The sequence below is a fragment of the Cupriavidus sp. TMH.W2 genome, from assembly GCF_050847365.1.
Lineage (GTDB): Bacteria > Pseudomonadota > Gammaproteobacteria > Burkholderiales > Burkholderiaceae > Cupriavidus.
In genome coordinates this window covers 1,674,651-1,688,235 of record NZ_CP193792.1, presented here as the reverse complement: position 1 = coordinate 1,688,235, position 13,585 = coordinate 1,674,651, and the positions used below count along the sequence as shown (strand labels likewise).

General features: G+C 66.7%; 13 protein-coding genes. 3 read left to right on the top strand and 10 right to left on the bottom strand.

Going from position 1 to position 13,585, the window contains the following annotated elements:
* Positions 1 to 18 precede the first annotated feature (18 nt).
* Together ACREYQ_RS07745 and ACREYQ_RS07740 are read left to right on the top strand one after the other, a co-directional pair.
* The gene (locus ACREYQ_RS07745; RefSeq protein WP_432260155.1) at positions 19 to 423 is read left to right on the top strand and encodes a type II toxin-antitoxin system HicB family antitoxin; all 405 of its coding nucleotides are present in this window, start codon (positions 19 to 21) and stop codon (positions 421 to 423) included.
* A gap of 89 nt (positions 424 to 512) precedes the next feature.
* The gene (locus ACREYQ_RS07740) at positions 513 to 764 is read left to right on the top strand and encodes a DUF1289 domain-containing protein (RefSeq protein ID WP_432260154.1); all 252 of its coding nucleotides are present in this window, start codon (positions 513 to 515) and stop codon (positions 762 to 764) included.
* Positions 765 to 775: 11 nt separating this feature from the next.
* On the opposite strand, the gene ACREYQ_RS07735 is transcribed toward ACREYQ_RS07740, so the two are convergent.
* The 4 genes from ACREYQ_RS07735 to ACREYQ_RS07720 all read right to left on the bottom strand — a co-directional run bounded on the left by ACREYQ_RS07735 (position 776) and on the right by ACREYQ_RS07720 (position 6,344).
* Positions 776 to 1,495, bottom strand: a complete 720-nt coding sequence (locus ACREYQ_RS07735) for an MOSC domain-containing protein (RefSeq protein WP_432260153.1) — start codon at positions 1,493 to 1,495, stop codon at positions 776 to 778.
* Positions 1,492 to 2,199 (bottom strand): glutamine amidotransferase, encoded by a 708-nt coding sequence (locus ACREYQ_RS07730; RefSeq protein WP_432260152.1) that lies wholly within the window; start codon positions 2,197 to 2,199, stop codon positions 1,492 to 1,494. The genes ACREYQ_RS07735 and ACREYQ_RS07730 overlap by 4 nt, the downstream gene beginning before the upstream one ends.
* A gap of 137 nt (positions 2,200 to 2,336) precedes the next feature.
* A complete protein-coding gene (locus tag ACREYQ_RS07725) occupies positions 2,337 to 4,799 on the bottom strand; it encodes a penicillin acylase family protein (RefSeq protein WP_432260151.1) in 2,463 nt (820 codons plus the stop codon).
* A gap of 111 nt (positions 4,800 to 4,910) precedes the next feature.
* Positions 4,911 to 6,344, bottom strand: a complete 1,434-nt coding sequence (locus tag ACREYQ_RS07720; protein WP_432260150.1) for an aldehyde dehydrogenase family protein — start codon at positions 6,342 to 6,344, stop codon at positions 4,911 to 4,913.
* Positions 6,345 to 6,533: 189 nt separating this feature from the next.
* Here ACREYQ_RS07720 and ACREYQ_RS07715 point away from each other — a divergent pair, with 189 nt between their 5' ends.
* Positions 6,534 to 7,148 (top strand): hypothetical protein, encoded by a 615-nt coding sequence (locus ACREYQ_RS07715; RefSeq protein ID WP_432260149.1) that lies wholly within the window; start codon positions 6,534 to 6,536, stop codon positions 7,146 to 7,148.
* 44 nt (positions 7,149 to 7,192) lie between these two features.
* Here ACREYQ_RS07715 and ACREYQ_RS07710 read toward each other — a convergent pair whose 3' ends face one another.
* From ACREYQ_RS07710 to queE, 6 genes are all read right to left on the bottom strand, one after another.
* Entirely contained in the window at positions 7,193 to 8,572 is a 1,380-nt protein-coding gene (locus tag ACREYQ_RS07710; RefSeq protein WP_432260148.1) for an FAD-containing oxidoreductase, read from the bottom strand.
* Between the two features lie 205 nt (positions 8,573 to 8,777).
* On the bottom strand, positions 8,778 to 10,400 hold the full coding sequence (locus tag ACREYQ_RS07705) for an ABC-F family ATPase (RefSeq protein ID WP_432260147.1): 1,623 nt from the start codon (positions 10,398 to 10,400) through the stop codon (positions 8,778 to 8,780).
* A 284-nt stretch (positions 10,401 to 10,684) separates the two neighbouring features.
* The gene (gene ldcA, locus ACREYQ_RS07700) at positions 10,685 to 11,644 is read right to left on the bottom strand and encodes a muramoyltetrapeptide carboxypeptidase (protein WP_432260146.1); all 960 of its coding nucleotides are present in this window, start codon (positions 11,642 to 11,644) and stop codon (positions 10,685 to 10,687) included.
* A complete protein-coding gene (gene tadA / locus ACREYQ_RS07695) occupies positions 11,641 to 12,249 on the bottom strand; it encodes a tRNA adenosine(34) deaminase TadA (RefSeq protein ID WP_432260145.1) in 609 nt (202 codons plus the stop codon). Before tadA ends, ldcA begins: the two co-directional genes overlap by 4 nt.
* A gap of 9 nt (positions 12,250 to 12,258) precedes the next feature.
* Positions 12,259 to 12,735, bottom strand: a complete 477-nt coding sequence (locus ACREYQ_RS07690) for a 6-pyruvoyl trahydropterin synthase family protein (protein ID WP_010809539.1) — start codon at positions 12,733 to 12,735, stop codon at positions 12,259 to 12,261.
* Positions 12,736 to 12,847: 112 nt separating this feature from the next.
* The gene (queE, locus tag ACREYQ_RS07685; RefSeq protein ID WP_078196511.1) at positions 12,848 to 13,483 is read right to left on the bottom strand and encodes a 7-carboxy-7-deazaguanine synthase; all 636 of its coding nucleotides are present in this window, start codon (positions 13,481 to 13,483) and stop codon (positions 12,848 to 12,850) included.
* Positions 13,484 to 13,585 lie beyond the last annotated feature (102 nt).

The window sequence follows — 13,585 nt, the reverse complement described above, 5'->3', positions numbered from 1 at the left end:
GCCATGCAGAAGAGTTCAATGGAGTTCCCGATCGCCATCCATAAGGAAGATGGAACAGTTTATGGCGTAACGGTACCGGACGTCCCGGGCTGCCATTCCTGGGGCGAAACTATTGACGACGCCGTTCGCAACGCAAGAGAAGCGATCAGAGGCCATATTGCTACGCTGGTCGAGCTTGGCGAACCCGTAAACATCCGGTGCTCGACGATCGAAGAACTCATCGCGAAGGAAGAATACGCGGACGCTATCTGGGCCCTGGCCGATGTGGATGTGAGCAAGCTGGATGCGCGACCGGAGCGCATCAATGTCAGCCTCCCTCGCTTCGTCCTGCAACAGATCGATATGTATGTAGAAAAGCGCCATGAGACACGAAGCGGCTTCCTTGCCCGCGCGGCCCTGGCAGCGCTTGCTCAGGAACACTAGGCCCAGGGCGCAGCCAAGGTCGGAGCCGGGTACAACCCACCTCAACCCGTATAATGTCCCCCCGTTTCACCCCAACCCCTCCCGCCACCATGCCGTCGCCCTCCGAATCCGCCCCGCTCCGCCCTGAACCGGACCACGGCACCACGGATTCCACGCTGTCCGAGCGTCCGGACAGCCCCTGCATCGGCATCTGCTCGACGCTGTTCGACGAGATCTGCCAGGGCTGCGGCCGCACCGCGGCCGAGGTCAGCAACTGGGTCTTCTTCAGCGATGAGGAAAAACAGGTGGTCTGGGAACGCATCACGCGCGAAGGCACAGGGAAGCGTTTCCGCCAGGGCTGAAGCCGCATCGCTCAGCCCCCCGCCAGGCGCCGCTCCATATCCTCGGTTTCGCGCCGCTCCACGCGCTGCCGGGCAAGCTTGCGCCAGTTCTCGGCCAGCGGCGCCAGCTCTGACATTTCCGCAAGCGCGGCATAGTCCAGCCGGTCGACATAAAGCACCTGCAGCAGGCGCTGCAGCGACCATAGCGGACAGGGACGCGCCACCAGTTCCAGCGTATCGCCCGCCGCCACGTCGCCAGTCTCCAGTACGCGGTAGTACCAGCCGGTGCGCAGGCTTTGCTGCACGGCGCGCGACATGCCGGCATGGCCGAAGCGATGATTGAGCTTCCAGCACGGCTGGCGCGCCTGTGATACCTCCATCAGCGCCGTGCCCAGCCGGAAGCGGTCGCCGATGCAGACATCGGCCTCGGTCAGCCCGGTGGTACTCAGGTTCTCGCCGAAGGCACCCGGGCCGTCTAGGACGCCATTGCCTTGCGCACCGTGCGCGGCAAGTTCCTCACGCCAGGCCGGGTAGTGATCGAAGGCGTAGTGGTGCAGCGCCTTCTCCGGGCCGCCGTGATGGCGTGGATCGCCCTGCCCGTCGCCTTCAAGCCCAACCGTGGTCACACGGATCCGCGCGTGGGCCGCGGTCTTGGCAATGCCGCTGGGCACGCCGTCGGGCCCGAACGGGCGCACCTGTCCTGTCAACACGGCGCCGATCACCGCGCGCACAGCAGATACCGGCTGGTTCATAGCCCGGCTTCCTCCAGCCAGCGCGCGAACATGCGTTCGCCGGCGGCCGCCACCGTGGCGCCGACTTCGGCCGTACGCGCGCGGATGGTGCGGGGATCAATGCCGGCCCTGGCCAGCTCGACGGTATGGCCGATCAGCCAGGCCTCGATATCGCGCGACATCACCTCGGGGTGGAATTGCAATGCCAGCACCTGGTTGCCGATGGTATAGGCCTGGTTCTGTACCGCCGCGGTGGAGGCCAGCAAGCGCGCGCCGGATGGCAGGTCGAAGGTGTCACCATGCCAGTGCAGCACTTCCCAGTGGGCCGCCGCCAGTTCGGCCAGCGCCGAGTCCTCCCCGGCAGGCGTTGGCGAAACCGGCGCCCAGCCGATCTCGCGCGTGCCCGGATAGACCCGCGCGCCGGCGGCGCGCGCGATCAGCTGCGCGCCCAGGCAGACCCCGACCATCTTGCCGCCAGCCGCCAGGCGCTGGCGAATCAGGGCAATCTCGGCCTCCAGCCAGGGGTAGGCTTCGGTTTCATAGACGCCGATGGGTCCGCCAAGGACCAGCAGCAGGTCAGCGGGGTCGTTGGCAACGGGCGCCAGATCGTCGACACCAGCCTGGAACACCTGCAATGCGTGCCCGCGCGCGCGCAAGGCGTTGCCGATCACGCCCGCATGCTCGAATGCGACGTGCTGGATCACATGGGTGGTACGCGTTGCCATCGGGGACTCCTGTCAGTCGAAGGGTCGGAAACGTCAAAAAGGTCCCCATACTAGCGTCAATTGCCGCACCCTGCGAAGACCACGACAGGATATCGCCTATTTCCGAGTTTTCTCAGCACAGCATGTCGCAGCCCGCGCTATTTTGCCGCAGCCGGCACCAGCACCAGCGCGTCCGCCGCGCCCTGCGGGGGCAGCGATGACACGGGTGGAATGGTCACGTACTCGACCGCCGCCCATTTGCCGGTCCAGTCGCGGTACCGCGGCAGCAGCGCATTGCCGGACTGCCCGGTGGAGTCCATGAAATGCGACGCCGCCAGGTCGGACAGGTCATAGAGCGCGCGCACGCTGGCTGCGTGGGTATTCTCGAACGGCGCCTTGTCGTCGCGCAGGTTGTGCCGGCCAACGTTGACCGTGTAGGTATCGCCGCCGGTCGGCACGCGCACGTTGAACAGCGGCGCCAGGTAAGCAACCTTGCCGAAGGGCTTGTGCTCGGAGCGGGCCGTGTGCGCCTTGCCCCAACGCCAGCGCGAGGGATCGTCCCCGTAGCGGCGTGACAGATCGGCCATGGCTTGCGTCCACGCGTCGGCAATGGCGTCGTCGCAGGTCTCCACCGGACGCGTGTGGGGACGGTCGCACCAGAACGCGCCCAGCGCGCGTGGATCGCGCAGGATGTTGAGCATGGGCTGCTGCACGTTGCGCTGGTCCCACAGGCGGACAAAGATCGCCTCCCCCGTTCTCTCTTCGAACAGCCGCCGCGACAGTTCGCGCAGCCAGGCGGTGACCACCAGCGGCTCGGCACGGTCGGTGTCCATAGTGCCGTCCCACTTGCGCAAGGCTTCCAGCAAGACGCGCTCGCGTTCCGGCCGTGCCGCATCCCGGCTGACGGGCGCGGCCAGCAGCAACGGCAAGGCATCGCGCACGGCCAGCGAGACCACGTCTTTCTGGATCGCCGCGAAGCTGTCGAGCGTGTGCTTCGGCGTGGCGGCCAGCAGCGTCCGGATCCGGTCGAACCGATACGGCACCGTCCATTCGCTGGTGATGAAGTACGGGTAGTCCGGCGCCACGATGCGCTGGTTGGCCGTCACGATCACGCCCGCGGCAGGGTTGTACTGGTGCGGCAGCGCCTCGAACGGGATAAAGCCGGTCCAGTCGTAGCGCGCGTCCCAGCCGGGCGCCGGGGCCAGGCCCTTGAGGTCGTTGTCGGCGCGGCGCAGCGGCACGCGGCCGGGCGCGTAGAAGCCGATATTGCCGTCGACGTCGGCATAGACGATGTTCTGCTGCGGCGAGTGGAAGTCGCGCAGCGCTGCAGTGAAACTGGCCCAGTCGCGCGCCTCGTTCATGCGCAGCCCGGCCTGGAACGTGCGGTCGTCCGCGCGCAGCGCCGTCCACTGGAAGGCAACGACATACTGTGCGCCCAGCGGTGCCGCGGCGGCCGACAGCGGCTCGGCCACGTCGGAGATCACCGGGCCGTGGCGCGTCGTACGGATCTTCAGCACCACGTCCGGGGCGCCCTTGACGCGGATGGTCTCGGTACGGGTCTCGAGCGCGGCCCACCCGCCGGGAGTCAGGTACTGGGTGTCGTTGCCGGGCCGCAGCCGTTCGATATACAGGTCCTGCACGTCCGGAGCCGTGTTGGTCAGCCCCCACGCAATGCGGTCGTTATGTCCCAGCACGACCAGCGGCATGCCGGGCAGCGTGGCGCCGGTCACGTCGAGCCCGGGTGCGGTCATGCGCGCGAAATACCATAGCGCCGGCGCCTGCAGGCCCAGGTGCGGGTCGTTGGCCAGCATCGGCTTGCCCGATTGCGTGTGCGCACCCGACACTACCCAGTTATTCGAGCCCATGCCCTCGACATAGCCTGGCGGCGCCTTGTCGCCGACGCTGGCCATCGCGCTCGCCAGCGGTGCCAGTTGCCGGTACAGATGGCCGTAGTCCATGGTGCGCACCGGCTGCTCGCCCGGATACGGCGCCAGCAGCTCGCTGATGCGGGCCACCGGCAGCACCTGCGCCAGCCGCATGCGCAGGGTCTCCTGGGTCCAGTTGCCACCCAGGTCCCACGCCATCATGGTCTGCCAGCCCAGCGTATCGGCCGGTTCCCAGTGCTCGGGCTGCGTGCGCAGCAGCAGGAATTCAGGCGGCAGCGGGCCCTTGCGATGGTCGATCCAGGCATTGACGCCGTCGGCGTAGGCCTGCAGCGCGGCACGCGTTTCGGGCGAGGCCTGCGCCAGGATGGCCTCGGCGTTGCGCCGCACGCCCAGCGTGCGCAGGAACTTGTCGGTATCGAGCGCGGACGGGCCCAGGATCTCCGCAAGCCGGCCGGCCACGACACGCTTGTTCATCTGCATTTGCCACAGCCGGTCCTGCGCGTGGACGTAGCCCAGCGCAAACCAGGCGTCGGCCTTGCTGGCCGCGCGGATATGCGGCACGCCGTGACCGTCGCGCACCACCGTGACCTTGTCGCGCAAACCCGCCAGCGCCTCCTGTCCGGAGGCTGGCGGCTGTGCCGCATGGCGATACCAGGCCAAGGCCCCCGCGGCGACAGCCACGGCCAACACCAGCAGTGCCACCACAAACCTGGCCAGCCGACCGATCCAGCGCATCGTTGATCCCCTATTACCCTTATCGTTATGTTGTGCGTGTTGCCCGCGAAAGCGCCGCACGAGAAAATGCCCGGACCAGCCGGGCATTTCCACTATTGCACCAACGCCGCGTCAGGCGGCCGGCTTCTTCAGCTGCAGCGACTTGTACTCCAGGAACTCCTCCAGGCCGTACTTGCCCGCTTCGCGACCGTTGCCAGACTGCTTGTAGCCGCCGAACGGCGCCTGCATATTGAACGGACCACCGTTGATATCGACCTGGCCCGTGCGGATGCGGCGCGCCACGCGGATCGCGCGCGCTTCGTCGCCCGACCAGACCCCGCCACCCAGGCCATAGATGCTGTCATTGGCAATGCGCACCGCGTCTTCCTCGGTGTCATAGCAGATGATGGAAAGCACCGGCCCGAAGATCTCTTCCTGCGCCACGGTGGCGCGCGGCTCCACGTTGCCCAGCACGGTCGGCTTGACGAAGAAGCCCTTGTCCAGTCCCTCGGGGGTCTCCGGTCCGCCAGCCACCAGCTCAGCGCCCTCGTCCAGCCCGCGGCGGATATAGCCGGTCACGCGGTCCTTCTGCACGGCCGAGATCAGCGGCCCCAGCTTGCTGGTTTCCTGCAGCGGGTCGCCGACGGTAAAGCCCTCGACCACCTTCTGCGCGATCGCCTTCACTTCCGCGTAACGGCCGCGCGGCACCAGCATGCGGGTGTGCGCCGAGCAGGTCTGACCGGAATTCAGGAAGCAGGCATTGATGGTGCCCTTCACCGCCGACGCCAGGTCGGCATCGTCCAGGATTACCGAGGCAGACTTGCCGCCCAGCTCCAGCGCCACGCGCTTGACGGTCTGCGCGGCCAGTTCCGACACGCGCTTGCCGGCGCGCGTCGAACCGGTGAACGACACCATGTCGACATCCGGATGGCTGGCCAGGACCTCGCCCACCACCGGGCCGTAGCCGGTCACCAGGTTGAACACACCCGGCGGCAGGCCCGCGGCCTCGATCACCTCGGCCAGCACGAAGGCGTTGAGCGGCGCCACCTCAGAGGGCTTGAGCACCACGGTGCAGCCGGCGGCCAGCGCCGGCGCCACTTTCAGCGTGATCTGGTTGAGCGGGTAGTTCCACGGCGTGATGGCGCCCACCACGCCCACCGGTTCGCGCACCACCAGCGAGTTGCCGACCTCTTCCTCGAAGCGGAAATCGCCCAGCATCTTGGCCGCCTGGCCCCAGTTGTAGACCGGGCCCCCCACCTGGATCGCGCGCGCCAGCTTGATCGGCATGCCGACTTCGCCGGCGATCAACTGGGCCAGTTCTTCGCTGCGCGCCTTCAGCCCTTCGGCAATCCTGGCGATATAGCCGGCCCGCACCGCCGGCGGCATTGCCGACCAGCCGTCGAAGGCCGCGCGGGCCGCCTGGATGGCATCCTCGGCGTCGCGCGCCGAGCCTTCGGGAATCGTCCCCATGACCGCTTCGGTAGCGGAGTGGATAACGTCGATCTTGCCGTTGCCGTGGGGAGCCACCCACTTGCCGTTAATAAAGAATTTGTCTCGTTGTTGCATGGCCACAGTTCTCGGTTTGGTGAATTGGCAATTGCAATTTTTTTGTTACTTTTATGGTGCACGCACATTGTAGAGCGGATTCGGGACTATGTTTTTGCGCCGCGGAAAGCGGCGCATGCCGCTCTATACACGAAAATGGCGATAATCGGCCGCCCGCAACAGGCGGCCGGACATAACAAGGGGGGAGACATGGTCGATCCGATCTACCGCAAGACGGAGGCGGGACAGGACGAGATCCGGACGCGTGCACGCAAACTCGACCAGAAGCTGCGCGCGCTGCTGCTGATGGTCAACGGGGAGCGCCGCCGGCAGGAATTGCTGGCACAGGTAGCCGGCATGGGGGTGGGCCCCGAGGCCACGGCGGCACTGCTGGCACAAGGCCTGATCGAAGCCGTCCCCGAGCCGGCACAGTCCCGCACTACCCCGATTCAGGCACCGGCACGTGCCAGCCCGGCGGCGGCCGACACCAATATGTTCTCCGTGTATGCGATGCGGCACGCACCGGCCACTGAGGTGCCGAAGGTGGCGCAGGTGCCGCAACCGGCCGATACTGCGACGTTTTCTCCCGCGGACATCGCGGTCTTCGAAAGCCTGTATCACTTCTACACTGACGTGATCGGGCAACACCTTGGCCTGCGCGGCTACATGCTGCAGGTGAAGGTCGAGAAGGCCACCGACCTGCCCGCGCTGCTGGCGCTGCGCGACCCGCTGCATGCGGCGCTGCTCAAGGCCAAGGGCGACATCACCGCGCGTGCGATCACGAGCCAGCTCGACCAGCTCGCCGATCGTATCGCCGCCGGCTGAGTAGGGTCTGTTCACATATAAAACGTACGCGCGCACGCTAGACCCTAGGCCTGGCGCCGCATCTCCTGCAGCAGCGTCGGTACCAGTTCCGATACCGTGGGATGGATGTGCATCGCACGGCTGATGGTGGTATAGGGCGCCCTGGCATACATGATGTCGAGCAACGCATGGATAACCTCGTCGCCGTTCAGGCCCAGGATCGCGGCGCCGAGGATCATCCGGGTGTCCGCGTCGACCACGACCTTCATAAAGCCCTGGCTCTCGCCCTTTTCCACGGCTCGGCCGACGCGGCTCATGGGGCGAGTGCCGACCAGCAGCTGGCGTCCGGATTGCCGGGCTTCTGCTTCCGTCATGCCGGCGCGGCCGAGCGGAGGATCGATGAACATGGCATAGGCTGCGATGCGGTCACTCAGCTTGCGGGGATCGCCGTCGAGGAGGTTGGCAGCGACGATCTCATAGTCGTTATACGACGTATGCGTGAACGCACCGCGGCCATTGCAATCGCCTAGCGCCCAGATGCCAGGGACGTTGGTGCGCAGCTGTTCGTCCACCTTGATGTAGCCGCGAGCGTCAGTCTCCACCCCTGCCTGGTCCAGCCCCAGGTCGTCCGTGTTGGGCACGCGCCCGACCGCCAGCAGCAGGTGCGAACCGTGGACGTCGCGCGCCCCATCCGTGCAGTCCAGTCCGACCGCAATGTGATCGCCTTCCCTGCGTGCGCTCAGGCAGTTCGCATTCAGCCGGATTTCGATCCCTTCGGCTTCCAGGATCTCGCGCACGGCTTGCGACACATCCTCGTCTTCGCGCTGGATCAGGCGTGGGCCTTTTTCGATAACGGTCACCCTGGCACCAAAGCGCCGGTACATCTGGCCGAACTCGAGGCCAATGTAGCTGCCGCCAACGACGATCAGGTGCTCCGGCAGGAAATCCACCGCCATCATGCTGGAATTGGTGAGGTACGGGACCTGCTCCAGCCCGGGCATGGGTGGAACCAGGGCCCGGCCGCCAACGTTCACGAAGACCTGATCGGCCTCCAGCAGCTCGCCGTTGACCCGCACGCCATGTGCGCTCTCGAAGCGGGCGTGACCCTGAAAGACCGTGCCGTTCTCCAGGTTGCGCATCCACTGTTCCACACCGTTGCTGGAACGGCCGGAGATTTCGTCCTGGCGCGCCTTCACCTGCTTCATGTCGACGGCGACCGGCCCGCCGATCATGACGCCGTACTCGCTGGCCCGCCGCGCCAGATGGGCCGCGTACGCGCTCGCGATAAGCGTTTTGGTGGGAATGCAGCCCGTGTTCACGCAGGTACCGCCAAAACGCGCGCGCTCGATGACGGCCACTTTCATGCCCGCGCCGGCCAGCCGTGCGGCGAGTGCCGGCCCGGCTTGTCCGGTGCCGATAATGATCGCGTCGAATCGTTGAGCCATCACGATCCTCCTTGCCTGATACCGTGCGCATTGCAATACGCATGAGAAGAAACACAGCCACAAGCTACTGTAGGTGGTCAGGCGCCCCCCTGCCAGCTTCGCGCAGGCGTCGACGTCCGGTACAGCAGCCTGGCCTCGCGCAGCGCCAGGAAGCAAAAAGGGCTGCCCGAAGGCAGCCCTTTTTGTTTGCAACGGTTCCCGCCGCTCAGCCGTCGATACCCTGCGACTGCAGGTACTCGTCATACGTACCCAGGTAGTCCGTCAGCGTGCCGTCGGTGCGCACTTCAATCACGCGCGTCGCCAGCCCGCTGATTAACTCGCGGTCGTGCGAAACGAAGATCAGCGTGCCCTGGAACTTGTCCAGCGCGATCTGCAGCGATTCGATCGACTCCATGTCCATGTGGTTGGTCGGCTCGTCCATGGCCATCACGTTGTGGCGGCCCAGCATCAGCTTGCCCCAGATCATGCGGCCCTTCTCGCCGCCGGACAGCACCTTGACCGACTTCCTGATGTCGTCGGCCGAGAACAGCAGCCGGCCCAGCGTGCCGCGCAGCGAGGTTTCGTCATCGCCCGCCTGCGTCCACTGGCTCATCCAGTCCATCACGTCGCGAGCTTCCGGGAATTCCTCGTACGTGTCCTGCGGCATGTAGCCGACGTTGGCGTTCTCGGCCCACTTGACCGTGCCGCGGTCCACTTCCACGCCGCGCTGCACGCCGGTCTGCACCGCGCCGTTGAGCAGGCTGCGCAGCAGCGTGGTCTTGCCCGCGCCGTTTTCGCCGATGATCGCCACGCGCTCGCCGGCCTGGATCGCCAGCGACAGGCCGTCGATGATCTTGCGGTCGTAGGTCTTGGTGATGTTCTCCACTTCCACGGCCAGGTTGTGCAGCTTCTTTTCGAACTCGAAGCGGATGAACGGGTTCTGGCGCGACGACGGCTTGATGTCGTCGACCTTGATCTTCTCGATCTGCTTGGCGCGCGAGGTGGCCTGGCGGGCCTTGGACTTGTTGGCCGAGAAGCGGCGCACGAAGTCCTGCAGCTCGCTGATGCGCTCCTTGGCGCGCGCGTTGGCGGCCACCTGGCGCTCGCGGGCCTGCATCGACGCTTCCATGTAGTCGTCGTAGTTGCCCGGGTAGACCTTGAGCGTGCCATAGTCCATGTCGGCCATGTGGGTGCAGACCGAGTTCAGGAAGTGGCGATCGTGGGAAATGATGATCATGGTGGAGTTGCGCTCGTTGAGCACGGTCTCCAGCCAGCGGATAGTGTTGATGTCCAGGTTGTTGGTCGGTTCGTCCAGCAGCAGCACGTCCGGGTTCGAGAACAGTGCCTGCGCCAGCAGCACGCGCAGCTTCCAGCCCGGGGCGACGTCGCTCATGTTGCCCTGGTGCTGGCTGGTGGGGATGCCCACGCCCAGCAGCAGTTCGCCGGCGCGCGCCTCGGCGGTGTAGCCGTCGTATTCGGCGTACTTGGCCTCCAGCTCGGCGGCCTTCATGTAGTCTTCGTCGGTGGCCTCGGGGTTGGCGTAGATCGCGTCGCGCTCCTGCGCCGCGCCCCACATCTCGGTGTGGCCCATCATCACCACGTCCAGCACGCGCATGTCTTCATAGGCGAACTGGTCCTGGCGCAGCTTGCCCAGGCGCACGCCCGGCTCCAGCATGACGTTGCCCGACGACGGCTCGAGGTCGCTGCCCAGGATCTTCATGAAGGTGGACTTGCCGCAGCCGTTCGCGCCGATCAGGCCGTAGCGGTTGCCCTCGCCGAACTTGACCGAGATATTCTCGAACAACGGCTTGGGGCCGAACTGCATGGTGATGTTTGCGGTAGAAAGCACGTCTGGAACCTTGTCTGGAGATTGTGGCGCCGCGGCGCTGGCCGCGGCTTGCCGGTTTTGCACTCGGGGCGCACCCCCATGCCGCTCAGGATCGCTCAGGGACGGGCCTTGCCGGAGATGCATCGCGCTGGCCGGGGATACTCCGGCGGCCATGGCTGGCGATGCGGCTTTGGCCGCGCCCGGTTCATGGAAGAACCCGGCAGGAAGTCAGGAAATAACCGTACATTGTATCATCCGGACGCATTCCTTGCGACCCGGACGCGCGGTATGCGGCCAGCAGCCGCTCAGGCCAGCGCCGGCAGCACCGGATAGCCCGAGAACGCCATGCTGAAGCCGTCGGCACGTGCGGCCAGCCGCACCTGGGCACCGACCGGCAGCGTCAGCTTGCGCGCGCAATGCCCGAACGGCAGCCCGGTCAGCACCGGCACCGGCAACTGGTCGCGCAGGTAGTCCACCACGGCGTCCATGTCGTAGCCGTTGTCGTAGTCGGTGACGCGGTAGTTGGAGAAGTCGCCCAGCACGATGGCGCGCTGCGCGCCCAGCACGCCGGCCTGCCGCAGCTGGACCAGCATGCGCTCGACCCGGTACGGCGGCTCGTTGATGTCCTCCAGGAACAGCACCCCGCCTTCTACCTGCGGCATGAAGGGCGTGCCCAGCAGGCTGCACAGCATCGCCAGGTTGCCGCCCCAGAGCGTGCCTTCCACGCTGCCGGAGAACGGCTGGCCGCCCGACTGCGGGGCGGCGATGTCGACGCTGTAGGCAGGGTTGCGCAGGATGCCTTCGAAATGCTCCCACATGTAGGCATCGACCAGCTCGGCGCCAAAGTCGGCCAGCAGCATCGGCCCGGCAAAGGTGACGCCGCCGGTGGCCGCCAGGTAGGCCAGCTGGAACGCGGTGAAATCGCTGTGGCCGACGATGGGCGTGCCGCCGGCGCGGGCCTGTTCGGCAATGCGGGCAAAGTCCAGCTGCGCCAGCAGGCGCGCGATGCCATAACCGCCGCGCACCGCCAGCGTCAGCTCATGCGGCGCGCCGGTGCCGATGGCGTGCAGGTCGGCCAGCCGCTCCGCATCCGTGCCGCCGAAGCGCAGATAGCGCCGCGCCAGCACGTCGGGGTTGGTCATGTGGTAGCCATGATGCTTGAGCCAGGCACACCCGCGCGCGGCGATGGCGATGTCGTGCGGATACCCGGAAGAGGCGATCAGTCGGACTTCGGTATGCGGCGGCCTGCTGTTCGGCGTGCTCATGCTTCGGTGTCGGTGTCGTTGTTCTTGCCGGAATCGGTGACTGGCGCGGCGGCGCCTTGCTGCTCGGCCTTCTGCTGCGCCTTCTGGGCGCGGCGCCGGGCGCCGAAGAAATCCTTCAGCATCTGGCCGCAGCTGTCGGCCAGCACCCCGCCGGCGATGGTGGTCTGGTGGTTGAGCTGCGCCTGTTCGAACAGGTTGAGCACGCTGCCGGCGGCGCCGGTCTTGGGGTCGGTCGCGCCGAACACCACATGGCGCAGCCGCGCGTGCAGGATCGCGCCGCTGCACATGGCGCACGGTTCCAGCGTCACGTACAGCTCGCACTCGGGCATGCGGTAATTGCCGATGACCTGGGCGGCGGCGCGCAGTGCCTGCATCTCGGCATGCGCGGACGGGTCGACCGAGCGGATCGGCAGGTTGTGGCCGCGCGCGATGATGGTGTCTTTCCAGACCACCACCGCGCCCACCGGCACTTCGCCGGCGGCTTCGGCCAGGCGGGCTTCTTCCAGCGCGGCGCGCATGTAGCGCGCATCGCGCTCGGCGGCTTCGGCCGGGTCGTCAGGCAGCGCGCGCGGCGCGCGCACGGGCAGCGGCGGCGTCTCTGTCATCGCCCCCGCTCAGTCCTGCGCCGGCAGCACGGCGGGCGCGCTGACCTCGGCCCAGCAATTGGGCGTTTCGAACAGCACCAGCCTGGTCAGCTGCAGGTGGTGGCCGAAGCAGTCCTTGAACACCGGCGCCAGGATGTCGAACGCGACCTGTGCCAGGTTCTCGACCGTCGGGATCGCGTCCAGCACCACGGTCTTGTGCCCTTCCATCGATTGCAGGAAGTTCAGCAGCGCGGTATCGCCGCGGTAGATCAGGAAGGCATGGTCCCACTTGTTGACCAGGTGCTCGTTGGCGAGCGCCTTGATGTCGCCGAAGTCCAGAATCATGCCGTCATCCGACGCGCCCTCGCGATGCAGGACCTCGCCCGACAGCGTCAGGTCCAGCCGGTAGCGGTGGCCGTGGATATTGCGGCACTGCCCGCAGTGGTTCGGGATGCGGTGGCCGGAGTCGAACTCCAGCCGGCGGGTAATGGAAACTTGTTTGCTCATGTGTAGCGGCGCCATGCCGGCCGCCTGCGTTGGGACGGACGCCGCGCGCGCGTCCGAAGCCTGTATTGTGTACGTTTTGCCGCCCGTTGGGCGAGCCGCCTTTCACTGCCGCTCAGCGGATGCCCAGCAGCTTGTGGGTCTGCAGCGACAGCCGCCAGCGCGGATGGCGCTGGCAGAACGCCACCGCCGCGGCGGTATTCTCCCTCGCCAGCGGGCCATCCATGGCCTGCACCAGGAAATGGCGGAAATCAAGCTTCTCGTATGCGGCAAAGTCCTGCCCGTCCTGCGGGATCACCACCTTCAGCTCGTCGCCGCGCGTGACCACCAGTTCCGAGCCCATCTTGGGGCTGACGCAGACCCAGTCGATACCGGGCGGCACGGCGATGGTGCCGTTGGTTTCGATCGCGATCTCGAAGCCCTGCGCATGCAGCGCGTCGATCAGCGGCGCATCGAGCTGCAGCAGCGGCTCGCCCCCGGTGCAGACCACCAGCGGCTTGCCGCCGGCGCCCTGCGGCCATTCCGACGCGACCACGGCGGCCAGCTCTTCGGCCGTGCGGTACTTGCCGCCGCGCGTGCCATCGGTGCCGACAAAATCCGTATCGCAGAACTGGCATACCGCGCTGGCACGGTCTTCCTCGCGCCCGGTCCACAGATTGCAGCCGGCAAAGCGGCAGAACACCGCGGCGCGGCCGGCGTTGGCGCCCTCGCCCTGTAGCGTATAGAAGATTTCCTTGACGGCGTAAGTCATGCGTGGGGTCTCTCTGGGACCGTAAACGGACAATCGGCAGCGCTTTGCTGGCCGGGGTTCAGTAAAGGGTGGGCAGGGCCGGTGCCGGATCTCGCGTCTTGC